Raw genomic sequence first — 23,903 nt, forward strand, 5'->3', positions numbered from 1 at the left:
TTTACTCACCAAATTCAGAGGTTTTAATTGTAGTCTTTTGTGCTGATACAGCTGAAAATAACCACAGCCTCCTCTCTATAAAAAGTCACCTGTCGCACCTTATTGACCAGCGTGTATGAGCATAGACGTTGCTTCATGCACACTACCCCACCAATAAAAACCTGAAAAAGCCAGATACATCAGCAGATAAAGCCTGAACAGGGCTATTAAAAGCACAATTTATGATGTTATATTGTGAGTTCCCTTTTCTGGAAATCTGTGGTTCAGCTCCATTTATCGAGATGGATTTCAACATAGATAAAGGGAACAAAGTGGCAAGGACGACACTTTTTATGAAGAACCATAAAAAAATGCCAAAAAATAAAACAACAAGGGTTGCAGTTTCCCAGCAGTTCCTTCAATGTAACATTTAAGGATTCAAGCTGTATGGAAGCGACCAAGAAGGAAATGGAAGCTATGCTGGTAGGTACAGTCAAGTGGTTTAATAACCCCAAAGGGTATGGATTTATCCAGGCGCAGGAAGCGACAGAGAATCAGGATGTTCTCATTCATTACTCTGTCATTGATATGGACGGCTTTAAAACACTGAAAGCAGGCCAGGTTGTCAGCTTTGAGATTGGCCATGGTCCCAAAGGTCTCATCGCCACGAAAGTCGTACCCGATAACGGCAATGGCACTGAAAGCACTCAGAGTGCTACTCAGGAAGAGTCATTCCCGGTTTAAACTGGCGCTAAGCCACCCGAATACTCTTTTGCCAGATAGTCTTGTGTCACTCTCCACAGTGCTACACATTGTGGAGAAACACCTATTATGACAAAAGAATATTTGTTGCTATTATTTCCAGTCACTCTTTTATAAAAAGAATGTCTGGCTGATCAGGACTGCTCTTTTCCGGCTACCCATGCCGGTTAAAAACCACAAGTGCACTTTCTGCATCGCCGATGATGAGTCATACAGGTCTTCGCGTTCTCCAATACGTTTTCATGGGGAGGCCATTATTGACACTTTTGAAAGAGCCATGTTTTTATCTCATTGACCCATAAATCCAAGACAAGGTAGTGCAGTGCTGCTGGACAGTTTTTCCCTCGTTGTTTCAGGCTCATTGATAGTAGTTATTGCAGCGATTGCCTGGTTTCTATGGCTGACTTTCAGCCCTTTCAAAGCCAAAACCAACACCCTTCTTTTCGACCAGGATAAGCGTGCTTTTTTCGGTCAGCTGGATATTGCCGTTCGCAGTCACTTAATGGTTTTGCCATCTTTGCCCGTTGGTGACGTTCTTGCAGCTGGCAGGTTCAGCCGGACCGCCATGGCACTGAATATCAAAAAAAACCGCCGATTTGACTTTGTGCTCTATCACCGCAAAAAGATGGAAATCTGTTGTGTGATCAACCTGATCCCCTACAACACAAAGTCCAACTCAAAAGAGTTCAAGCTATTACGCCAGCTCTGTGCAGCGGCAGAACTGCCGTTACTGGAATATGATATGAAGCCCTGGCGGGATGTTACCGAATTGCGACGTACCGTTCTCGCCACCTGCGGATTTACCGAGGAAGGCACTCCTGATTACGAGCTCCCGACCCCAAGGGAAGCTATTGCCGAAGTCGAAACCATCGTTGATCCACAATGCCCCAAATGCCACAGCCCCATGCGACTGCGAACGCTTAAAAAAGGCCCCCAGGCAGGCCTGGAGTGCTGGGTATGCAGCACCTACCCAAGCTGCAAAGGTGCCAGAATGGTTCACTCGTGATCAGCAGAACTGGCTACCAGACGTAGCCAGTTCCCTGAATCCAGATCAGGAGCGCTTCAGGATCACGGTGGCCAAAGGCGGCAATGTCAGGGCAAGACTGTATGGCAAATGGTGCATCGGGATTTCCTCAGCTTCAAGCAGCTCACCGGCTGAAACACCACTGCCGCCAAAGCAGGTATGATCGGTGTTCAAAATTTCACAATAGCGACCAGCCTCAGGAACACCCACGCGATAACCGTCACGAACAACCGGCGTCAGGTTACAGATAACCTGTACTGAGCTCCCTTCATTATCATAACGACGGAACACCAGCACACTCTGGCTACTGTCATCCCCGGTGGTCCAGGCAAAACCTTCTGCCCTGAGATCCTGCTCAAACATCGCAGGCAATGAGCCATGCAACTGGTTAAGGGTTTTAACCAACTTCTGAACCCCCACACTAAAACCATCTGGATTGTCCAGCAAGCCCCAGTCCAGCTCAGCATTCTGATTCCACTCGTTATGGGTACCCAACTCAGCGCCCATAAAGAGCAACTTTTTACCGGGGTGCGCATACATAAATGCCAGATAGGCCCGCAGGTTGGCAAACCGCTGCCAATCATCACCGGGCATACGGGTCAGAATAGTGCCCTTACCATGAACGACTTCATCGTGGGACAGTGGCAGAACAAAATTTTCACTCCAGGCATAAACCGTACTGAACGTCATCTGCCCATGATGGTGCTGGCGATAGACAGGATCGAGTTTCATATACTCAAGCGTGTCGTTCATCCATCCCATGTTCCATTTGAAGTCAAACCCAAGCCCGCCGTCTGCCACCGCCGTGGACACACCAGGCCAGCTGGTTGACTCCTCCGCAATGGTCATCACATCCGGGAATGCAGCGTGCACCTTCTCATTGAACTTCTTCAGGAAAGCGACGGCTTCAAGATTCTCATTACCACCATGAATATTGGCTTCCCACTCACCATGACCACGTGAGTAATCCAGGTAGAGCATGGAGGCAACCGCATCGACACGAAGGCCATCAATATGGAATTCATCCAGCCAGTAAAGGGCATTACTGATCAGAAAGTCCTGAACCCAGGGCTTGCCAAAATCATAAATGCAGGTTTGCCAGTCAGGGTGCCAACCTCGACGAGGATCCGGATGCTCATAAAGTGAAGAGCCATCAAACCTGGCCAGCCCATGCTCATCATTGGGAAAGTGCGCAGGCACCCAATCCAGAATGACACCGAGACCTTTCTGGTGACACTGATCGACAAAATAGCGGAAATCATCCGGAGAACCATAACGGCTACTGGGCGCATAAAGACCAACCGGCTGATAACCCCAGGAATCAAACAGCGGATGCTCCGACACTGGCAGCAACTCAACATGCGTAAAGCCCATATCCATCACATAGGGAATCAGCTCATCGGCCAGTTCACGAAAGTTCAGGAAGTCACCGTTCTCTTTTCTTTTCCATGAGCCCGCATGGACTTCGTAGATAGAAAAGGGCTGCTCTTTATCTGCCTTGTTTTTTCTCTTACTCATCCACAGCTGGTCTTGCCAGGCATAGCTGTAGACGCCCTGAACGACAGAGGCCAGTCCGGGCCACTGCTCAATATGGCGGGCGAACGGATCGGTTTTCTGTGGCAGCGAATTGCCGTGATAATCACGAATAGCGTATTTATACTGGTCGCCAGCCTGAACGCCGGGCACAAACAGCCGCCAGATACCATCATCTGCGCTGGCCATTGGATGGAGCCGGTCATCCCAGCCATTAAAGCTTCCCACAATACTCACTGACCGGGCATAAGGCGCGTAAACTTTAAACAACACACCCTGTATATTCAGTTTGCTGTTGATCTTATGGGAGACCACCTGTGCCCCAAGGTGTCGATAGAGGCCTTCCGGCTCAATATCTGACTGGGCAAGAATATACTCCCCGAAACAGTACGGGTCATAAATCGAAAAGCTGTGGCCATTAGCCCAATGGATAATCAGCTGATAAAGAAACGGCTTTTTTCTTCTGGGCAGATGCAGCTCAAACACACCGGCCTCATTGCGGCTCATCTCACCAAGTAACTTGCCGGTGCGGTGATCAAAAACCTCTACCATTGTTGCATCCGGACGCCATGTGCGAATGACCAGACCTTTTCCTTCCGGATGAGGATGCAACCCCAGCTGATCAAAAGGAGTTGCACACTGACTGTTAGCCAGATCCGATACCACAGGCTTTATGGCAGCCTTTGGCATTGATGATGTTTTGGAAGATACAGCGATATTCATAGTGTTGCTTTATTTCAGTGCAAAAATTGTCAGTCGACAAAATCAGACGGACTCCCGGGAAGACAGGGAAAACTTGTGTCTGGAAGACTGAGCACCTCAGTCTTCCATTTTTCCTTCAAGATAAGCCACTCCGGGGCTTATCGCTGGCCAACTGCAGCCCGATAAACCTCAAGGTAATCCAGGGCTGACTGTTCCCAGGTAAATGACTCATTCATGGCATTAACCATCAATCGGCTCATCAGTTGCCCATTCTGATAAACGGCATGGGTCTGATTGAGACAGTGCAACAGGGCATCACTGTCAGCCGAATCAAACATAAACCCGGTTGCGTCCCCGCCAGCTGAATTATAGCCTTTAACGGTGTCCACCAGCCCACCAACCGCCCGAACAATGGGCAGGGTACCGTACTTCATGCTGTACATCTGGTTAAGGCCACAGGGCTCAAACAATGAAGGCATCAGGAAGAAATCAGCACCGGCTTCTATCAGATGCGCAAGACGGTTGTCGTAAGCCTCAACAAAGCGACATTTGTCCGGAAAAGCACTGACCAGTCGGCTCAGTTCAGCGGCAATCATCCGGTCACCGGAGCCCTGGAGTACAACCTGAACATCATCCTGCAAAAACTGCCACAGGGCTGGTATCAGATAAGCAAAACCTTTCTGCCCGGCAAGGCGACTGACCAGCCCGTACAGAGGTTTATCGGCGCTCACCGGTAACTGCAGTTGCTCCTGTAAAGCCTGCTTACACACCACTTTGCCAGACAGATCGTGCAGGGAGTAATTGGCTGGCAGCAAAGCGTCCGTTTCAGGGTTCCACGCCTGATAATCACAGCCATTAAGAATACCGGAAAAATCCTGTTTTCTTCGCCCGATAATATGGGCAAGGCCATGAGACCCAAGATCTGTCTGCAGCTCTTCAGCATACCTTGAACTCACCGTAGTGATTTTATCAGCAAAGGCAATGCCGCCCTTGAGCAGATTAATATGCCCATGGTCTTCAAAGAAATCCGGAGTATACCAGTGCTGATCGATCCCCAACACACCTAATAAGGCACGGTCAGTATGTTGTTGATAGGCACCATTGTGAATGGTCAGGACCGTCCGTGTGTCAGCAAAGAAAGCATTACCAGACTCATGGGTTTTGAGGTAGAAAGGCAACAGTGCTGACTGCCAGTCATGGCCATGAATAATGTCCGGCTTAAAGCTTAACAGCTGACAGGCCTGAAGTGCCGCTTTACAAAAAAAGGCAAACCGCTCAGTGTTATCACCAAAACCTTGACCCTCATGGGTGTAGAGACCACTGCGGTCAAAGTAATGGTTATGCTCAATCAGGTAAACAGGGACACCGTCAAACGTTCCCTGTCTTATGGCAAAACCCATTTTGCCATAGGGGCCGAGACAAACCTCTCCAGCTCCGACAACATCTGTTGCCAACGCCTCCAGAGCCTGACGGTAGGCAGGCATAATCACCCGGACATCATTTCCGAGCTTGCGCATCCACGGTCCGAGAGCGCCGGCCACATCGGCCAGCCCTCCGGTTTTGACAATACCTGCCAGCTCTGATACCGCAAAAAGAATGTTTAAATCAGAACCCAACTTTTGCTCCTCTGGGAATAACCACCAGTCCGGAATCAGTGACCTTGAAGCGTTTAAGATCCTCTTCACGATCTACACCAATGCGGGTTCCCGGTGCAATTTCTACCCGCTTATCCACAATAACCCGGTTCAATACAACGTCTTCACCGATGGTGACATTGGGCAGAATAACCGATTCAGATATATGAGTATTGTCGCCAATTTTGACGTTGTAACCTACCACACTGCGATGCATATAAATGTCATAGAATACGCAACCCACACCCACCATAGAGTTGTTGATCTGACCTTTACGCTCCTCACGGTCAAAAGCGATCAGGGCCGGTGGATAGGGGGGAATATAGGTACGAATCGGCCAGTCCTGATTATGCAGGTCGATGGGCGGTTCACTGGTCAGCAGATCCATGTTCGCTTCCCAGAATGAATCAATGGTACCTACATCGCGCCAGTAGCCGTTGTTTTTGCCCCCGGGAACCCTATTTTGGGAGAAGTCATACACCATGACTTTTGCCCGTGGGTAAAGGGATGGAATGATGTTTTTGCCAAAGTCGTGGTCAGACCCTTCATTGGCATGATCATCCAGCAGCTCTTGCACCAGACAATCAGTGGTGAACACGTAATTACCCATTGAAGCCAGCACAAAGTCCGGATTTCCGGGAATGGTCTTCACCCCATCGACAGGCTTTTCGGCAAAACCGATCATACGACCATCCTCGTCAACCTCGATAATACCGAAGTGATGGGCCTGATCCACCGGTACGGGAATCGCTGCAACAGTCAAGTCAGCGCTGTGCTGCTGGTGATACTGAACCATATCCCGCACATCCATGGTGTAGATATGGTCACCCCCAAACACACACACCAGATCAGGGTTGTGCGACTCGATGTGATTCAGGTTTTGATACACCGCATCCGCTGTGCCCTGATACCAGTCACTGCCGGTATTCATCTGGGCTGGCAGCGTATCAATAAACTTGTCCGCCAGACCGGCAATTCGCCAGCAACGTTGCAGGTGTTTGCTCAGCGAGTGCGACTTGAACTGAGTAATCAGATAAATCTTGTGAAGGTCGGAATTCACAAAATTACTCAGCACAAAGTCGATGATTCGATACTGCCCGCCAAAAGGAACCGCTGGCTTTGCTCTTACACTCGTGAGTGGAGCAAGCCTCGATCCTACCCCCCCGGCCAGGATCATGGAAAGGACTGACGCCATGGTCGATTTTCCTGTTTTCTGCATTATGATCTGAAAGTAATTAGGTCAATCCCTGACCCATTCCGGCTGATGAATACACCATTCCCCCGGAAGAATCCCCCAGCTGCCTGCAGCCGACACCCCTATTGCCAGCTTCAGGCAAAGTATTCAGGTGTTTCGCTGATTCAGCTGAACACCTGTAGCGAGTACCAAGTCACACGCCATTTGCCTTAAAGACTTCGGCGACAATCTCCTGAGCTTCACTTTGCAGATGGGAAAGGTGCTCTTTCCCTTCAAAGCTCTCAGCATAAATCTTATAAACGGCTTCAGTTCCGGAAGGTCTGGCGGCAAACCAGCCCCGCTCGGTAACAACTTTCAGACCACCAATCGCGGCACCATTGCCCGGCGCGTGGGTTAAACGGGCAATGATGGGATCACCTGCCAGTTTTTCCGCTTTCACCTGCTCCGGACTTAATGCAGCCAGCACTTTCTTCTGGGCATCATTGGCAACAGCATCGAGCCTCTGATAAACCGGAGCACCGTATTTTCGGGTCAGCTCCTCATAGTGCTCTCCCGGGTCACGCCCGGTAACGGCGGTAATTTCTGCCGCCAGCAGCGCCATGGTGAAACCATCCTTATCGGTACACCAGGTATTACCATCCCGGCGCAGGAAGCAGGCTCCGGCACTCTCTTCGCCACCAAATGCCATAGAGCCTGCACAGAGACCGTCAACAAACCACTTAAACCCGACCGGAACTTCAGTCACAGTACGGCCCAGGCCATTGCCAACACGATCAATCATGGCACTGGAAACCAGCGTCTTGCCGATAGTCGCCTCTGGTGACCATTGCGGACGGTGGGTATAAAGATACTGGATGGCAACGGACAGATAGTGATTTGGATTCAGCAACCCATGACCACGGGTCACAATACCGTGGCGATCAAAGTCCGGGTCATTCCCAAAAGCAATGGCAAAGTCATCTTTGAGGTTGATCAGCCCGGCCATGGCGGAGGAGGATGAACAATCCATACGGATACGGCCATCCTTATCAAGGTGCATAAACGAAAAGGTCGGATCAATTTTTTTACTGACCAGCGTCAGATCAAGACCATAACGATCCGCAACAGGTGCCCAATAGTGCAAACCGGAACCACCCAGAGGATCAACACCAATGCTCAGTTTAGCGTTGGCAATGGCCGCCATATCCAGCACATTTTCCAGGTCATTCACATAAGGCGTAACGAAGTCATACTTGTGAACCTTGCCGGATCTGAGCGCCTGTTCAAAAGCGATTCTTTTAACGCCAGACAGGTTTTCAGCGATCAGCTCATTGGCCCGTTTTTCCACCCAGCCGGTAATATCACTACCTGCCGGGCCTCCATGGGGCGGGTTATATTTAAAACCGCCATCTTCCGGTGGATTGTGGGAAGGGGTGATGACCACCCCGTCCGCCAGCTTGCTGTGACAGCGATTATAGGAAACGATGGCATGGGAAATAACCGGCGTTGGCGTATAGCCACGCTCCTGATCGATCATGACATCCAGGCCATTGGCAACAAACACTTCCACAGCACTGATTAACGCCGGCTCAGACAGCGCATGGGTATCCATGCCAACAAAAACTGGGCCTTCTATCCCCTGCACACGACGATATTCACAGATTGCCTGACTGATCGCCAGAATATGGGCTTCATTGAACGAACCATTGGCAGACGTGCCACGATGACCTGATGTGCCAAAAGCAACACGCTGGCTGCTTTCTGCCTGATCGGGCCGTATCGTGTAATAGTCACTAACCAGCCGGGGAATATTAACCAGAAGATCATCGGTTGCGGGTTGGCCTGCGAGGGGGTGCATGGCGGTTCCTCAATAGTAAAAATGGCAGAAAATGCCCTGGCTGACTGACAGCAAACAGAACCAATATTTGCCAGCCATGGAAATGCGAGGCAATTGCCCGATTCAGTCTGTAAGTGATTACGCTCACGATACCGTCTATCCTATAAAGATGCATTGCCGTTTATTACTGATTTACCCCAATCCCATTATTATGAAAGAATAAAAGGTTTTCAGGCCAATTCTTTCATCACCACAACACTGCGCCCCGGCACCTCGTACCACCCCTGATGCAAAATCACCTCTTCCCGGAAAGCTTCTCCATTATCCAGATCCGTGGATAAAACTCTTTGCCACCGAACGGCATTGCCAGTATCAGGCAAGTTAAAGCGCCGGGTTTCAGCCTCATTATTGACCAATAGCACCAGGCTGGGCTGGCTATCCACAGGGCAGCGATAGCGCATCTCCAGTGCACGACCACGCTCATCAGGCAGCATTGCTGCGGTCAGAGGTACGCCTTCAGTATTAAACCATTCGAGCTCAGCGCTGTGCCACTGCCTGTCATCTGTCTGATAACGAATGCCCAGCAATGGCTCTGACTTGCGTAAATGAATAAGCATTGAGGTGAACTGTTGCAGCTCGGCACCATCAGGATTCTCATCACTTTTGCCGTTTCCAGCCAACCACGACCAGTCAACCCAGCCAATGGGATTATCCTGACAGTAAACATTATTATTGCCATGCTGACTGTTACCAAACTCATCACCCGCCATCAGCATGGGGATACTGCGGGAAAACATCAGCGTCGCCAGCAGGTTTTTTCGTACACGCAGCCGCTGCTGTTGAATAGCAGGGTCACCGGACGCCCCTTCAACGCCATAATTCCAGGAGAGATTATGTTGGTCACCGTCCCGGTTACCCTCACCATTAGCGAGGTTGTGCCGGTGCTCAAACGACACCAGGTCGCGCAGGGTAAAACCATCATGACTGCAGATATAGTTAACACTTCCAGCCGGTCTGCCTGGCCCGAAAATATCTCTGGAGCCGGTCAGACGCCAGGCGATATCCACCACCTGGTCCTTGTCACCACGCCAGAATGATCGTATACCACCGCGATAACGGTCATTCCACTCATGCCAGTCCCTTGGGAAACCTTTCAGGCGATAACCTTCAGGCCCCAAGTCCCAGGGTTCTGCAATCATCTGCCGGGTAGAAAGAATCGGGTCCTGAAATACGGCCAGAAAGAATGCGCTTTGAGCATCAAACTTCCGATGTCGTCTGGCCATGGTCGGTGCCAGATCAAAACGGAAACCATCGATCTGATAGTGCTCAGCCCAATACCTGAGGCTATCCATTACCAGCTTGATGGTTTGTGGGCTGTCAAAATTCAACGTATTCCCACAACCACTGTAGTTGGTAGACACCAGATGACCACCATGGTGATCCAGCAAATAGTAATCTTTCTCAGCCAACCCTCGCAGGCTCAGGCCCGGACCATCCGATCCCGCTTCACAGGTATGGTTGTAAACAACATCCATCACTACCCGGATACCGGCACGGTGCAATTCACGAACCATTGTCTTCAGTTCATCCACCGGATCATCAATTGCATAGGACGGCTCAGGTGCCATAAAACAGAGCGGGTTATAGCCCCAGTAGTTTTTCAGCCCCAGCTTCCGTAATCTTGGCTCACTGAGAAAACTGGTCACCGGCAACAGCTCAACCGTATTGACGCCCAGCCCCTTCAGATAATCAATAACGACAGGATGGCACATCCCCAGATAAGTCCCTCGCAGGGCTTCCGGAATATTGGGATGCTGACGGGTAAAGCCCCTGGCATGGCTCTCGTAAATAATACTGTCTTCATGGGGGAGTTCAGGCCTGGTAACAGACTGCCAGTCAAACTGATCGGTCCGGACCACCGATTTGGGCAGCAAATGGCCGTTGTCCTGATCATTGAACGACCACTGATTTCTTTCCTTGCCGGAGTAATCATAGACGGCAGGCTGCCAGTTAATCACCCCTTTAACTTCACGGGCATAAGGGTCCAGCAGCAGTTGATTAATATTGAAGCGCAACCCCTCATCAGGTGCCCAGCGGCCATCGGCGCGATAGCCATAGACCTGACCTTCCTGCACCCCTTTAACCAATACATGCCAGATACCCTTTTCAGGGCCATACATGGGAATGCGCTGCTCCACCCCGGTACTGTCAAACAGGCACAGCATCATGGCTGACGCTTCCGGTGCATATACCGCAAAGTTCACCCCCACCGCTGAGTCAGGAAACTCCGGGTGCAGCTGCTGATTGAGAAAGTTGGCCCCCAGATGGTGGCAACTTCCCGGACCAAGTGATTCTAAGGTTATTTTTGGCTGATTCATGTATCCGAGATATCAACGTATTGGAATGGGCTGAATTTTAATTTGATTCACCAGCAATGACTACTGCTGTTGAAAATACCCTAGGGAATTGTCTTTTAATAAGTTCCCGATTTCCGTTCACCCTGAGTGCTGAGCTTGTCGAAGTATCGAAGGGTCGTGCCACCGAACTTCGATACTTCGTCAAGCTCAGCACTCAGTCCGAACGGAGTCAGGCAATGAAAATAGGGAAGTTATTTCCAGACAACTCCTAAATTGCTTCCAGCGCTTCCGATAATTTTTTCACGGCAATCACTGTCAAACCGGGAATCGGTTTTCTGGGCTGGTTGGCGGCAGGAACAATGGCCCGGCTGAAGCCATGCTTGGCAGCCTCGACCAGACGCTCCTGACCATTGGCCACCGGACGAATTTCCCCGGCCAGCCCCACCTCACCAAAGGCCACCAGATCCTGAGGCAGTGGTGTATCCCGCAGGCTGGAAACCACGGTCAGCAGGCTGGCCAGATCAGCACTGGTTTCTGTGATCTTTACGCCACCCACTACGTTAAGAAACACATCCTGGTCACTGGTGAAAATGCCACCGTGCCGGGTAAGAATGGCCAGCAGCATGGCCAGACGGTTCTGTTCCACGCCGACAGTTACACGACGAGGGTTTCCCAGTTGGGATTCCACCACCAGCCCCTGTATCTCAACCAGCAGAGGTCGGGTACCTTCCCACAATACAGAAATAATGCTGCCCGAAGTCGCCTCCTGGGTGCGGGACAGAAAAATGGCCGATGGGTTTTTCACTTCCTTCATGCCGGTTTCGGTCATGGCAAAAATACCCAGCTCATTCACCTGACCAAACCGGTTTTTGGTGGCCCGCATCATACGGAAGCGGGAATCATCGGTATTGCCCAGCATGATCTGGGTATCAATGATATGGGACAGGGTCATGGGGCCGGCCAGAGAGTTGTCTTTGGTGACGTGACCGACAATCAGTAATACCGTACCACTCTGTTTGGCATACCGGGTCAGGAAAGCGGCAGACTCTTTGACCTGGCCAACACCACCGGGCACGGAGTCCACTCCGTTCATATACATCACCTGAATGGAGTCGATGACGATAATGCCGGGCTTTTCCTGCTCGGCCACCGTGACAATATTTTCTGCGGAGGTTTCCGCCAGCATTTTCAGGTTATTGGTGGGTAGTCCTAATCGCTGGGCCCGGGCGGCAATCTGCTGCAGTGACTCTTCGCCAGAGACATAAAGGGCATTCATGGACTGGGCAACGTGACAGAGCACCTGCAGCAGGATGGTACTTTTACCGGCACCCGGGTGACCACCAATCAGCACCGCACTGCCTTTGACAAAACCGCCACCGAGCACCCGGTCAAACTCCGTCATGCCACTGGAGAAGCGGGGCGCTTCTTCCACATCCACTTCGCTGAGGGTTTTCAGCTCAGAGAGAGCACCGGCAAAACCGGCCTTGTTACTGGCAGCAATGGAGGGAGAGGCAGCCGGTCCGAGGTTGACTTCTTTATAAGTGTTCCAGGCTTTACAGTCCGGACACTGCCCCTGCCATTTGGCGGCTTCGCTGCCACATTCGGTACAAACGTATGCTTTTCGGGATTTTGCTTTTGCCATGAAGAGTCTTTGCGTAAAGTCTTTGCGTAAATAGATTGAGTCTAACTGCTCAGCATGATCCATAACAAACATTCTGTATTGAACCACAAAGACACGAAGGCACAAAGGCAGCCTTTTTTGTTGGTTTATCGCAGCTCAGACAAGCTCGGATAAACCTTTGTGTCTTTGTGGTTTCCTTCTTTTTTCAGTTACTACCAAATACAACAAAGTCAGACTAAATTAACGCTGATAGAACTTTGTACTAAAGGTGATTCATACTGCAGAATCATGCAGGGCTTATAATGTATAAGCCACAACCTTGACTCCTCACTTTCTTGAGGTATGCACTTATTTCAGCTTATTGCTGCCAGGGCATACTTCAAAGACGCAGGCACTCACCATGAATACGAATAAAATTGGCATTATCGGCACTGGCTTTGTTGGTATGGCGGCCGCTTACTCCCTGTTCCAACAAAAGCTGGCCAATCAAATTATTCTTGTGGATAAGAACCAGGACAGAGCCCATGGCGAAGCACTGGACCTGATGCATGGCCAGCCACTGGTGGGGCGCTGCGAGGTCACCGACGGTGACTTTGCCAGCCTGGAGGGGGCAGGCATCATCGTTATCTGCGCCGGTGTCAGTCAATCCAGCCCCGATGAAAGTCGCCTGCATCTGCTGCAGCGAAACATCAAAGTGTTTGAAACCATCGCCAGAGAGCTTGACCGGCATGCACCCCAAGCCTTGTTACTGATTGCCAGCAACCCGGTGGATATTCTTACCCATGCCATGCAAAGCCTGAGTCATCGTCCCAATAACCTGGTGATTGGCACCGGCACCCTGCTGGATACCTCCCGCTTTCGAACCCTGCTGGCCAACTACTATGATGTCTCACCCCAGTCCATTCACGCTTATATTCTCGGGGAACATGGTGACTCTGAAGTACCGGTCTGGAGTTCCGCCACCATTGCCGGGCTTGGTATCAAAGGCAATACGATTAATGGTCGTGAATACGATCCCGAAGCCCTGGCAGGTATTGTCACCAGGGTCAGAAAAGCCGCTTACGAGATCATTGCCAACAAAGGCTACACCAACTGGGCGATTGGACTGGTTATTGCTTTTATCATTCGCATGGTACTCAATAATCAGCGCAGTGTTCTTCCGGTCACGGTCCGGCTGAATGGAGAATACGGCATTAGCGATATCTGCCTGAGCCTGCCAACCGTTATTGGCAGTGACGGCGTGGAGAGTATTATTGCCCCTAAGCTGGATGAGGAGGAACTGGCGGGCATTCGACACTCGGCAAACACCCTTAAAGCCTCTATGGATCAGCTGGTATAAGACCCTTTTTTACGATCGGTAAAACGCAAAGATCACGCAGGGCACAACAGAAGATTTCCTCTGTGCCCGGCGTGATCTTTGGATTCCCAAAAGCCTAACCTGGATATTCGTTTATATCGAGAACGAAGACCCACAGCCACAGGTCGACTTGGCATTCGGGTTTTTAACCAGAAAGCGAGAGCCTTCCAGCCCCTCTTCATAGTCAATCTCCGCGCCCACCAGGTACTGGTAACTGAGGAAATCAACCACAATGGCTGCGCCATCTCTGGTAATCAGGGTGTCATCATCAGCAAGATTACTGTCAAACGTGAAGCCGTACTGAAAACCGGAACAGCCGCCACCGGTGACATATACCCGGAGCCTTTGATTTTCTTCGGTCTCATCTGCCAGCAATTCACTTACCCTGCGGGCAGCAGCTTCCGTAACACTGATTGGCTCCGGTATCACTGTTTCTACTACGCTCATTGACCCTCCCGTGCCGCCGCCCTGGCTCCTAGTGATAACCCGTTAAGGCAGCGACCCGTCATTTACTCATTAGCGGGCTATTATCGGAGTAACCAACTGTTACAGTCAACTATCCACCGCTTCAATCACTTCCGCTGCGGGCATCTCTTCATCAGCACGCTCCAGGAGAGGCTGAGGTCCGGCTGGCACACCGTTCGAGTGATGCTCAAGACTGCCATTAACCTGAGACCCTTTGGTCATCTCTATCACGTTGTAAAACACATTACCGGTAATCACGGCCCTGGAAGCAAGCTCCAGATGTTCTTCGGCAAAAACATTGCCACGAACGTGACCATCGACCACCACGCGCTGGACACGAACATCACCTTCCACACTGCCATTATGGGCAATGGTTAACATGCCCTGATCTGCTGACACATTACCTTTAACACACCCTTCGATATGCACGGAACCGGAAAAGTGAATATCGCCGGTAATGATTGTTTCTGACGATATGAGCGTCGTACTGCCATGTTTCGCGACGTTACCCGCTGTTTTGCTCTTGCCGAACATCCGCTAACAGCTCCTTATCCCATTGATAAATTTGTTCAAAACTCTGTTTAATTCCGCTGGTGATCCGCACCATAACCTTGACCTCTGCCGGCTGAAAACCTTCCGGTATAGTGAAGTCAAAGTACTCTCTGTCACTGGGCAGAGCCTGAAAATAGCGAAACCCCAAACCTGCGACAGCCTGATCCGACGCGATCAGCTTCTGCAGCGGTATGGTCTGTGCCTTGCCATCTTTCTCGCCAATCAGGGATACCGATAGTGTTCCTTTCAGAAACGGGTTGCTTCTCGCCACCTGGGAAATCACCAGCCGAAGACGGTACTGACCGGATTCATTCCCCCGAAGTAAACTGAAGCCCGCCACCCGAACACCGGTAGACATGTCTTCCGGAGCCAGGATGCTTTTGAAAAAAGTCAGCTCTTTATGCAGCAGCTCTTTCTCTTCCTCAAGCTTCTTTACTAACAGGCGAACATTGTTGACCGCTTCACGATCCATTTTGCTGGCACTTTCCAGAATGCCCACTCGCTGCCGGAGCTCTCTGTTCTCTTCCTGCAATACTCTGGCCCTGTTCTCCAGAGTGGTATGCTGTTGCCGAAGCTGGTCCAGATTCTGGCCTGCATGGTTTCCACCATACCAATAGGCAAAACCACCCAGCAAAGCAATAAATACCATTAGAAAAATTCGAATTAACTGATCTCGTTTCGGGTCATGGCGTATAACCCTGAGTTTGCTACTGTCGGGATGCAAAGCTATCCACCTTTTCCTGACCATGACTCGGGCCCGTTAAATAGTTAAGAGCCAATGAGCCTGCAACCTTCCTTCAACAGCACCTATTAAAAGGATGCGCCTTATTCTGAAGAACTTAACCCGGATATTTCATAAACATGCTCCCGCTCTCGCTTGTCCTTTGCCGCTCTAAGGGAGTTTTGTTCAGTCGACCGTACTCCCCGGTACGGCGCTCCCTCACAAAATCCCTTAGAGCGACAAAGTCCTCGGCTTTGGCATCCTGCGTCGCCCTATCTCCCACATCCATGTGGTCGTACGCGAGATTCGGGGCAGTTTATGAAATATCCGGGTTAACAGCGGGACTATACACAAGCCGAAAAAACATCACAAACAAACCGGCAAACTTTCGCCACACCCAAAATTCAGTCCTGGCCAAACATCTGAAGAAGCGATTTGGCACAGAAAAAAGCCAGCGGTATGATGCACTTTTACCGTTCATCAACACTGCCTTCTGATATTACATGATCGATAAATGGACAACCTCACTTGTTCAGCCACCGTTGAGATTGGCTGCGTTGCAGTTAAAGCAACGTGGCATCACACCGGACCAGGTCACCGTTGCCGGTTTTCTGATGGGCATGCTGGCAGTCCCATTGCTGGCCTTTGAGTTCTACTCACTGGCTTTAGTGCTGATTCTGAGTAACCGGATACTGGATGGTCTTGATGGAGCACTGGCCAGGCTGGGCAACCCCTCAGACGCTGGCGGGTTTCTGGATATTACCCTGGATTTTATTTTTTATTCGGCCATTGTCATGGGCTTTGCCCTGGCGTCACCGGCACACAATGCGGTGGCAGCGTGCGTCCTGATTTTCTCCTTTATGGGCACCGGAGCCAGCTTTCTTGCCTATGCCGTCATGGCTGAGAAACATCAGCTGTCAGACCCGCGCTTCCAACACAAATCCCTGTATTACCTGGGTGGTCTGGCCGAGGGAACAGAAACCATTGCGCTGTTTGTGCTTTTTTGTCTGCTGCCCGGTTATTTTCCACAGCTTGCCCTGGGTTTTGCCGCTATATGCATTTTAACTGCGGCTCTCAGGGTCTGGTCTGGTTACCAAAGTATTGAGCAGGCAGAGAAAGAAAAGCACCAAAAGCCAGCCCCACGGCCATAGGGATTGAGCCATTTTTTAATAGTGTTTTTAACAAATTCAGGGAACTGCATTTGCAGCAACCCCTGATTTGGCCTTGGATACTCAAGCTAAATTTTCTTCACCAAGCGCTACTGAAAGATGTCTTACATCATCTTCAGATGGATTAGTAAAGCAAACAAGCAACAATCTTTGTACGGGTCGTTCTTTAAGCTTCTCTTCATTCAATACATACATTTTTTTAACTTTATGAAGTGTGTTTATACTATCAAAGATGAAGCCGTCTCCTTGCTCTTTGTATTCAAATGTTTTTATGGTAGATTTTTCAGGAATACCAGAAGAACTTCTAGGAAGAGTACCAGAAACATTTGAATCTTTTGCAAAACTCAATGCTCCACCACAAAAACCATTATCGTTTTGATTATATGGAGATAACAGTGTTGTCATGGATAAAGTACATAGATCTCTATGCCATGGCATATTACATATCAATGTTTGTTCACTGGTGAATGGATACCTGAGCAAAGAGCACCAAGCCTCCACAGTACAATTCCTCCAGTGGAGTTTGCGCCCCATTGTTTGCAAGGCCTCTTTACACATTTTGTTTATTGAATCTGTATTCGGCTTAAAATTTTCATCAAAGGCCTCTGTATTTGAAAGCTTACCAGATGCGTCAAATGTTACTGTTGATGGAAATAGATATTTATTATGTTTTTCTGGATCAATGATTCCGATATCCTGCAATTTATTCCCGTTGTTTTCAAAATCGATTGTAGTCAATCCATCAATTTCCTGAAACGCTTTTGCCAAGGTTATTTTTGAAACAGTATTTCTTACCTTAACAATCACCCTTCCAGAATTATTTCCCGCCTTTATTGATTCATTCTTACCAGATAAGGATGAACCTTCAAAAGAATCAGTGAAAGCCACTGTAGACTCAGCACTTAATGATGCGGTTGAATACATATTAAAAATGCCTACCTGTTTTATAAATCATATCTGAATTTTGGATTAGGTACTCAGACTAAATTTTCTTCACCAAGCGCTTTTGATAGAGCGATTACATCACGTATAGATGGCCAGGCAAAACAAAGAAGCAGCAGTCTTTCTACGATTTCTTCTCCATCCTTAATTTCATGCAATACATGCATTTCTTCAACTTTATGCAATGATTTCAAACCATCAAAGATGAAGCCATCTCCCGGATTTTTGTACTCAAGTGTTTTTATAGTACCCGCTACAGGAACCCCGGGAGAAACTAATGAATCTTGTGCAAAACTCAATTCTCCACCAGCAAAACCATTGCCGTGTTGATAATATGGCGATAAAAGCGTTGTCATGGACAAATTACATCCATCTTTATGCCATTCCATATTGCGTATCTCTGTTTGTTCAGGGGTAAATGGATACCTGAGCACATTACAACGAACCCCAATAGATAAATCCTTCCAGTTAAGTTTTTGACCCATTGTTTGCAAGGCCTCTTTACACATTGCCTTTATTGAATCTGTATGCGGTGCAAATTTTTTTTCAAACTCTTCTGTATCTGAAAGTTTACCAGCTGCATCAAATGTTACTTGTATTGGATGCTGTGAAACCTTGGAGTATTCTGAAGCAACAAGTTCAACCTGTCGTATTCTATTGCCACTATTTACAAAATCAGAAGCAGGTAGTTTTTTAATTTCCTGAATAGCTTTTGCCAAAGTTAATTGTGAAACAGCATTTGGTGCTTTAACAATTATTCTGCCAAACTTGCTTGCTTTTTCGAATGATACGTTTTCATCAGGCAAGGATGGATCTTTGATAGAACCAGATGAAGCCACAGTAGAATGAGTAGTGGATGCTGTAGTCGAATACATCTTAACAATTCCTTCCTTTTTTTATAAATCATATTTAGAAATCTCATGATAGTCTAAATTTTAAAATCCCACTTATCACTCTAAAAACAGTCAACCAAGTGATCCACTTTGAAAGACAATAAAAAACCCGGAACAACAAATACTGCGCGACAGCCAAGGAGCTTCAGTAAAAACAAATCATCTTCCTGATAAAACTTTACCAGACATGTGTAAAAAACCGGGGTACCTTTACGCAGCAAGATAAATAACAACTTTCAGCGTTAAAAACCTGCATCTTGAAACCGTCTGGTTATATAGCCTAAAGTCAATGCTATTGAATTGTAGAGAATAAAACATGGATACCATTATCCGGCACGCCGAGGCTCCTGACTTGCACGCTATTGGAGAGTTTTTCCGCGACCCGGGAGTCACCCGACAGACCAGCCAGATTCCTTACCGACCCCAAGCGTATTGGCACAATCTGTTCAATATGGACGACAAGAACCATATACAGCTGGTAGCCGAGTCCTCAGGACAAATCCTTGGCCTTCTCGGGTTACAAATACAGGACAACCCACGACGCAAACACTGCGCAAGTTTTGCTATTACCGTGCATCCGGATGCCCAGGGACAAGGCATCGGTAAACAGCTCATGTCGGCCATGGTAGAACTCGCCGACAACTGGTTGAACCTGGTGCGGATCGAATTAGACGTTTATACCGACAACTCCCGGGCTATCAGCCTCTACCAGGGCTTCGGTTTCGAGATAGAAGGTGAAAGCAAATGTGATGCCTTTCGCGATGGACAACTGGTCAACAGCTACCGGATGTCCAGAATCCGATTACCCGTAGCAACCCCGAAACCAGAGCACGCGCGGCAGCATAAAGTCCACCCCGGAATGACTGTTCGCGCCTTCAAACCTGAAGATACCGAAGCGGTTATCAGGCTATGGCAACAGTGTGGTTTGACCACTCCACAGAATAATCCACAACGTGATATCGATCGAAAAGTGGCCATCAATGACGGCCTTTTCCTGGTAGGGCTGATCAAAGATGAAATCGTTGCATCGGTTATGGGGGGTTACGAAGGCCATAGAGGCTGGGTGAACTATCTGGCCGTCACTCCCCAATGGCAACAATACGGACTGGGCAGAACCCTGATGGAAAAGCTGGAAACTCGACTGGCAAAGCTGGGATGCCCAAAGATCAACCTGCAGGTACGCAGCGCCAACCAACAGGTTTTGGCCTTCTATCAATCCCTGGGTTACCAGACAGACCAGGTCATCAGCATGGGAAAACGTCTGGTGCAGGAAAGCGCTAATACACCTGCACCCCGTTCATCCTGAAGCGGAGTCGAAGGATGGGAGCCTCGCACTTCGACTCCGCTCAGTGTGAACGGTATGGATATCAACGCTTACCTGTACTAGTACATCGCTTCAATGAGTTTGAGGCATATAATCTTCGTTCACCCTGAGCGGAGTCGAAGGGTGATTGGCACGGTCTTTATTCAGGCTATGGTATTTACGCCCTTCGACTCCGCTCAGGACGAACGGAGTTTGGGCGTCATATTGATAGAGGGAACCCATCAAATACATTGAAACCATCTACCAGGAGGCTGACCGAGAATAAACGCCAAAAACTCTTTGCAACTCTCAGAGCAGAAAACAGTCTGATATATGATTCCACATAATATGTAGTACATCATGACTATTATCAGACGGCTTATCTCAATACTGGTTCTGCTCTCGTTTGCCACGTTGGGCAACACCGCCTCACAACGCCCTGTAGCCAACGATTTATCGTCGGCAGATTCCCGGTCCAAGCCGAAAGAAGTGGCATTCTCCCCCCGGAAACTCCGGCTGGTTGACTATAATCCTGTGTCCGGAAACTACCTGTTCCGGGGCAACATGCCCGTTATCAAAGGCCAGTTTGCCTATCAAAAGCTTATTGAAACCATGAACCAGAGAAGTATGGATCAGCTCCATACCCCCCTTCCCGAAGACATCTATATTTATGATTTTTCGTTGATCAGCAAGCTCGGTGAACGTCATTTACTGAAACAGGAACAGATGTTTGCCCAAATCAACCCGGATCTGATGCAGCTGATCCACCATCCGGTTTATGGTGCCGCTTCCAATCCTGACTATTACCCGACGTCAGTTCTCCACATCATGCTCAAACTTCCCTTTATTGGTGATGTATACAAACTGGTAGACAAGCTCAACAAATTACTTAATCAGGAGTACAGCAGGCCTGCCGCCATTTTTGTTCACTGTCAGGCTGGCAGTGACCGGACAGGCATGGTCATTGGCACTTATCAGATGCAGTTTCTGGGCAAAAGCTACCTTGAGGTGATTGAGGAAGCAGAGGAAATTGCAGGAAGACCGCTCAGGTCACTGCAAAAAAGAGCTCTGAAATGGATCGCCTATTATTTGCGGGATAGTAAAGGAATTCAGAGTGTTGGTGCCATTTACTAGTACATTGTTTCAATGAGTTTGACGTGTACAATCTCCGTTCACCCTGAGCGGAGTCGAAGGGTGCTTGGCACGATCTATCAGAGTCCGGAGTTTTCGCCCTTCGACAGGCTCAGGACGAACGGAGTGCGGAGGCACGACAACCCGTCAAACTCATTGAAACCATGTACCAGGAGACTGATGATCAAAACAGCTACCAGGTTCGGCTGACACAACGTTCTATTTCACGTCCCTTTTGTCTTGCAAGCACTCTTGCCATTGCTTAGCGCGTAGCCACCATAACAGCTCAGCCGCTACCTTTTAATCTTTTAAAATTGGTGGTTTGTGGCGCACCGGATACATAGTAAAATAATCTGTTTTCATTCAGGCAAGATAGATCCAACAATGGCAATAAACTGGTATCCCGGCCATATGCACAAGGCCAAAAAAGAGATCCGTGAAGTGATACCAAAGATGGATCTTATTATCGAGGTGCTGGACGCGCGGCTTCCCTTCAGCAGTGAGAACCCGATGGTTGCCTCCCTGCGTAAAGACACACCCTGCATCAAGATTATCAACAAGAGTGATCTGGCTGATCCGGCCGTCACCCAACAATGGGTAGACCATATCAACCGCACTTCCGGCATGAAGGCCATTGCCGTCAATCTGAAGCAACCGGACAAAATTCGCAGCATTCTGGCTATGGCACCCGCCATGGTTCCTGAGCGGAATCTGGAGGTCAGCCAGCTGAAGGCCATCATCCTTGGTATCCCCAATGTGGGCAAATCCACCACCATCAATATTCTGGCCAGTCGCACAGTTGCCAAAACCGGCAATGAGCCGGCGGTCACCAAGCAGCAGCAGAGAATCAAACTGCCCAATAATATTGTCTTGCTGGACACCCCCGGCTTTCTCTGGCCCAAGCTTGAGCCGGAAGATTGCGGCTACCGCCTGGCCATCAGCGGTGCCATCAAAAACACGGTTATTGAGTTTGAAGACGTTGCCATGTACCTGGCCGAGTTTATGATGCAGCATTATCCGGATGCGCTCTTGCAGCGTTACCAGCTTAAGGACATTCCGCAAACCGGCATTGAGCTGTTTGACAGGATCGGTCAGCGGCGTGGCTGTATGCGCAGGGGCGGCATTGCCGATACCCATAAGGTTGCCGAAATTCTGATCAATGAGTTCCGGGATGGCCAGCTCGGTCGTATTACCCTGGAAACACCGGAAATGATTACAGCCCAGCTGCGGGCCATGGAAGCAGCAAAAGTGGCAAGGGAAGCAGACAAGGCTGAAAAATAACCAGCATATTTATCAGACACTGAGGTTTGGACAATGATAACCTCTCGATATTCACACCATTAAACAGGACTACAGGAAAATAATACCGATGAGAAAGTTGTTATTGGTACTTATGTTTGCATTTCCGATGATGGCTTTTGCCAAAGCGACGGACAGCGTTGAAAATACCAGCCGGTTTCAGGAAGGCCCCCATTACAAAGTCGTTAAAGGGCTTGCCCCTTCTACCAGGCCAACCGTGACCGAGCTGTTTTCTATTTACTGCGGAGGCTGCTATCAGTGGGAGAAAGGACCACTGATTACCCTGAAGAGCTGGCTGAGTCAGCAGGGCATTGAGTTCAAACAGGCGCATATGAACTTTATGGGAGCCTATGCCAAACAGGCCACTCTGGCATTGGCCATGACCCAGGGTACACCGCGCCATAACGCCGTCAAACAGGCTCTTTTCAGTCGCCTTCATGTAGAGCGCAAGGGAGACTGGCGAAACGATGCGGAATTCTTCCAGACCCTGGAAAAGGCTGGACTGAAACAGTCTGACTTCGAGGCGAACCAGAATAACCTGCTAGTGATGAGAACAGTGCTGGACTGGAACCAATATGGCGAACACGTTCATGCCGTTCCCGGCTTTATGGTGAATAACCGTTACCTGATCAATATGGGCAGCTTGAAGTCCCATGACGAGCTGAATGCACTAATCACCTACCTGACCAAACTTCCAGCGGAAGAGACACAATAACACTGCGCTGATGGCTTTTCGCTGACCCAACCGGAAAGCCAGAAGTAACTTCGAGAGGGATCACCATTGGCCGCTGAACAAAACCCCAATAGCCTCTTTCAACGTTTGAAAGATAGCCCACTGCAAACCATCCACGGCTGGCAGAGTTTACGAGTCACCTGGCTTATTATGTTTGCCACTGCGCTCTTTCTGGAGCTGTGCGCCCTGGGCTTTCAGTATATTCTGCATATGGATCCCTGTGAGCGCTGCGTCTATCAGCGGCTCGCCGTTCTGGTGCTGATGTTTGCGCCATTGGTTATCATCATTTCACCCACCCAGCTGTTTTTCAGAATCACAGGTTACACTCTCTGGATTGCTGGTGCACTGTATGGGCTGAAGGAAGCCATTGCCCAAATGGCAGACTACGCCGAGTTTAATCCGTTTTCTTCCAGCTGCAGCTTCCGCCCGACCTTCCCTTTCGACCTGCCTCTCTATGAATGGTGGCCCTCCCTGTTTATGCCCACCGGACTCTGCGGTGCCGACGACTGGACCCTGCTTACCCTGAACATGGCAGAATGGATGGTCGTGATTTTCTCAATTTATCTGTTGGCTGCTGCGACCTGCATTATTAGCTCCCTGTACGCCAGGTTCTTCAAAAAGCTGTAAATGGCCGCGCATCAATTTCAGAAATCAACGCATTTCCATCATGCCAGGTAGAATTCACGATCTTTTACCTGGCGGTAAACTTCTGTGA

20 protein-coding genes are annotated in these 23,903 nt (G+C 49.3%); 9 read left to right on the forward strand and 11 right to left on the reverse strand.

Going from position 1 to position 23,903, the window contains the following annotated elements; all coding sequences use genetic code 11:
- Positions 1 to 426 precede the first annotated feature (426 nt).
- Together CX664_RS13000 and CX664_RS13005 are read left to right on the forward strand one after the other, a co-directional pair.
- Complete coding sequence (locus tag CX664_RS13000) at positions 427 to 723, forward strand: cold shock domain-containing protein (protein ID WP_269675240.1); 297 nt, start codon at positions 427 to 429, stop codon at positions 721 to 723.
- Positions 724 to 1,063: 340 nt separating this feature from the next.
- Entirely contained in the window at positions 1,064 to 1,747 is a 684-nt protein-coding gene (locus CX664_RS13005; RefSeq protein WP_163372784.1) for a DUF2726 domain-containing protein, read from the forward strand.
- A 45-nt stretch (positions 1,748 to 1,792) separates the two neighbouring features.
- Here CX664_RS13005 and glgB read toward each other — a convergent pair whose 3' ends face one another.
- From glgB to radA, 6 genes are all read right to left on the reverse strand, one after another.
- On the reverse strand, positions 1,793 to 4,021 hold the full coding sequence (gene glgB / locus CX664_RS13010) for a 1,4-alpha-glucan branching protein GlgB (protein ID WP_244910660.1): 2,229 nt from the start codon (positions 4,019 to 4,021) through the stop codon (positions 1,793 to 1,795).
- A 137-nt stretch (positions 4,022 to 4,158) separates the two neighbouring features.
- Complete coding sequence (locus CX664_RS13015; protein ID WP_180966488.1) at positions 4,159 to 5,616, reverse strand: glycogen synthase; 1,458 nt, start codon at positions 5,614 to 5,616, stop codon at positions 4,159 to 4,161.
- A complete protein-coding gene (gene glgC / locus CX664_RS13020; RefSeq protein WP_276328485.1) occupies positions 5,606 to 6,853 on the reverse strand; it encodes a glucose-1-phosphate adenylyltransferase in 1,248 nt (415 codons plus the stop codon). The genes CX664_RS13015 and glgC overlap by 11 nt, the downstream gene beginning before the upstream one ends.
- Positions 6,854 to 7,022: 169 nt before the next feature.
- A complete protein-coding gene (pgm, locus tag CX664_RS13025; protein WP_101747155.1) occupies positions 7,023 to 8,666 on the reverse strand; it encodes a phosphoglucomutase (alpha-D-glucose-1,6-bisphosphate-dependent) in 1,644 nt (547 codons plus the stop codon).
- Positions 8,667 to 8,875: 209 nt separating this feature from the next.
- Positions 8,876 to 11,023, reverse strand: coding sequence for a glycogen debranching protein GlgX (glgX, locus tag CX664_RS13030; protein WP_101747156.1), 2,148 nt, complete (start codon positions 11,021 to 11,023; stop codon positions 8,876 to 8,878).
- Between the two features lie 247 nt (positions 11,024 to 11,270).
- Positions 11,271 to 12,644 (reverse strand): DNA repair protein RadA, encoded by a 1,374-nt coding sequence (gene radA, locus CX664_RS13035; protein WP_101747190.1) that lies wholly within the window; start codon positions 12,642 to 12,644, stop codon positions 11,271 to 11,273.
- Positions 12,645 to 13,023: 379 nt separating this feature from the next.
- Here radA and CX664_RS13040 point away from each other — a divergent pair, with 379 nt between their 5' ends.
- Complete coding sequence (locus CX664_RS13040; RefSeq protein WP_101747157.1) at positions 13,024 to 13,962, forward strand: L-lactate dehydrogenase; 939 nt, start codon at positions 13,024 to 13,026, stop codon at positions 13,960 to 13,962.
- 111 nt (positions 13,963 to 14,073) lie between these two features.
- On the opposite strand, the gene erpA is transcribed toward CX664_RS13040, so the two are convergent.
- From erpA to CX664_RS13055, 3 genes are all read right to left on the reverse strand, one after another.
- Positions 14,074 to 14,427, reverse strand: a complete 354-nt coding sequence (erpA, locus tag CX664_RS13045) for an iron-sulfur cluster insertion protein ErpA (RefSeq protein ID WP_101747158.1) — start codon at positions 14,425 to 14,427, stop codon at positions 14,074 to 14,076.
- Between the two features lie 105 nt (positions 14,428 to 14,532).
- Entirely contained in the window at positions 14,533 to 14,979 is a 447-nt protein-coding gene (locus CX664_RS13050; RefSeq protein WP_101747159.1) for a bactofilin family protein, read from the reverse strand.
- Positions 14,951 to 15,721, reverse strand: a complete 771-nt coding sequence (locus tag CX664_RS13055) for a DUF6776 family protein (protein WP_145999989.1) — start codon at positions 15,719 to 15,721, stop codon at positions 14,951 to 14,953. Before CX664_RS13055 ends, CX664_RS13050 begins: the two co-directional genes overlap by 29 nt.
- A gap of 500 nt (positions 15,722 to 16,221) precedes the next feature.
- Here CX664_RS13055 and CX664_RS13060 point away from each other — a divergent pair, with 500 nt between their 5' ends.
- Positions 16,222 to 16,869, forward strand: a complete 648-nt coding sequence (locus CX664_RS13060) for a CDP-alcohol phosphatidyltransferase family protein (RefSeq protein ID WP_101747161.1) — start codon at positions 16,222 to 16,224, stop codon at positions 16,867 to 16,869.
- A gap of 81 nt (positions 16,870 to 16,950) precedes the next feature.
- Here CX664_RS13060 and CX664_RS13065 read toward each other — a convergent pair whose 3' ends face one another.
- Positions 16,951 to 17,811: a hypothetical protein gene (locus CX664_RS13065; protein WP_101747162.1), complete on the reverse strand. Its 861-nt coding sequence runs from the start codon at positions 17,809 to 17,811 to the stop codon at positions 16,951 to 16,953.
- Between the two features lie 53 nt (positions 17,812 to 17,864).
- Positions 17,865 to 18,704, reverse strand: a complete 840-nt coding sequence (locus CX664_RS13070) for a hypothetical protein (protein ID WP_145999990.1) — start codon at positions 18,702 to 18,704, stop codon at positions 17,865 to 17,867.
- Positions 18,705 to 19,038: 334 nt separating this feature from the next.
- Here CX664_RS13070 and CX664_RS27450 point away from each other — a divergent pair, with 334 nt between their 5' ends.
- The 5 genes from CX664_RS27450 to CX664_RS13095 all read left to right on the forward strand — a co-directional run bounded on the left by CX664_RS27450 (position 19,039) and on the right by CX664_RS13095 (position 23,815).
- Complete coding sequence (locus CX664_RS27450) at positions 19,039 to 20,028, forward strand: GNAT family acetyltransferase (RefSeq protein ID WP_101747164.1); 990 nt, start codon at positions 19,039 to 19,041, stop codon at positions 20,026 to 20,028.
- 357 nt (positions 20,029 to 20,385) lie between these two features.
- Complete coding sequence (locus CX664_RS13080; protein WP_101747165.1) at positions 20,386 to 21,159, forward strand: protein-tyrosine phosphatase family protein; 774 nt, start codon at positions 20,386 to 20,388, stop codon at positions 21,157 to 21,159.
- A 381-nt stretch (positions 21,160 to 21,540) separates the two neighbouring features.
- Entirely contained in the window at positions 21,541 to 22,437 is an 897-nt protein-coding gene (ylqF, locus tag CX664_RS13085; protein WP_101747166.1) for a ribosome biogenesis GTPase YlqF, read from the forward strand.
- Positions 22,438 to 22,525: 88 nt separating this feature from the next.
- The gene (locus CX664_RS13090; protein WP_101747167.1) at positions 22,526 to 23,170 is read left to right on the forward strand and encodes a thioredoxin domain-containing protein; all 645 of its coding nucleotides are present in this window, start codon (positions 22,526 to 22,528) and stop codon (positions 23,168 to 23,170) included.
- A 66-nt stretch (positions 23,171 to 23,236) separates the two neighbouring features.
- Positions 23,237 to 23,815 (forward strand): disulfide bond formation protein B, encoded by a 579-nt coding sequence (locus CX664_RS13095; protein WP_101747168.1) that lies wholly within the window; start codon positions 23,237 to 23,239, stop codon positions 23,813 to 23,815.
- The last annotated feature ends 88 nt before the right edge of the window (positions 23,816 to 23,903 follow it).

Source organism: Endozoicomonas acroporae (genome assembly GCF_002864045.1).
Lineage (GTDB): Bacteria > Pseudomonadota > Gammaproteobacteria > Pseudomonadales > Endozoicomonadaceae > Endozoicomonas > Endozoicomonas acroporae.

Bases quoted from the DNA above. Each gene is read 5' to 3' on its own strand.
- CX664_RS13000 (WP_269675240.1), top strand. From the start codon at position 427: ATGGAAGCGACCAAGAAGGAAATGGAAGCTATGCTGGTAGGTACAGTC.
- glgB (WP_244910660.1), bottom strand. From the start codon at position 4,021: ATGAATATCGCTGTATCTTCCAAAACATCATCAATGCCAAAGGCTGCC.
- glgC (WP_276328485.1), bottom strand. From the start codon at position 6,853: ATGCAGAAAACAGGAAAATCGACCATGGCGTCAGTCCTTTCCATGATC.
- pgm (WP_101747155.1), bottom strand. From the start codon at position 8,666: ATGCACCCCCTCGCAGGCCAACCCGCAACCGATGATCTTCTGGTTAAT.
- glgX (WP_101747156.1), bottom strand. From the start codon at position 11,023: ATGAATCAGCCAAAAATAACCTTAGAATCACTTGGTCCGGGAAGTTGC.
- radA (WP_101747190.1), bottom strand. From the start codon at position 12,644: ATGGCAAAAGCAAAATCCCGAAAAGCATACGTTTGTACCGAATGTGGC.
- CX664_RS13040 (WP_101747157.1), top strand. From the start codon at position 13,024: ATGAATACGAATAAAATTGGCATTATCGGCACTGGCTTTGTTGGTATG.
- erpA (WP_101747158.1), bottom strand. From the start codon at position 14,427: ATGAGCGTAGTAGAAACAGTGATACCGGAGCCAATCAGTGTTACGGAA.
- CX664_RS13050 (WP_101747159.1), bottom strand. From the start codon at position 14,979: ATGTTCGGCAAGAGCAAAACAGCGGGTAACGTCGCGAAACATGGCAGT.
- CX664_RS13060 (WP_101747161.1), top strand. From the start codon at position 16,222: ATGATCGATAAATGGACAACCTCACTTGTTCAGCCACCGTTGAGATTG.
- CX664_RS13065 (WP_101747162.1), bottom strand. From the start codon at position 17,811: ATGTATTCAACCGCATCATTAAGTGCTGAGTCTACAGTGGCTTTCACT.
- CX664_RS13070 (WP_145999990.1), bottom strand. From the start codon at position 18,704: ATGTATTCGACTACAGCATCCACTACTCATTCTACTGTGGCTTCATCT.
- CX664_RS27450 (WP_101747164.1), top strand. From the start codon at position 19,039: ATGGATACCATTATCCGGCACGCCGAGGCTCCTGACTTGCACGCTATT.
- CX664_RS13080 (WP_101747165.1), top strand. From the start codon at position 20,386: ATGACTATTATCAGACGGCTTATCTCAATACTGGTTCTGCTCTCGTTT.
- ylqF (WP_101747166.1), top strand. From the start codon at position 21,541: ATGGCAATAAACTGGTATCCCGGCCATATGCACAAGGCCAAAAAAGAG.
- CX664_RS13090 (WP_101747167.1), top strand. From the start codon at position 22,526: ATGAGAAAGTTGTTATTGGTACTTATGTTTGCATTTCCGATGATGGCT.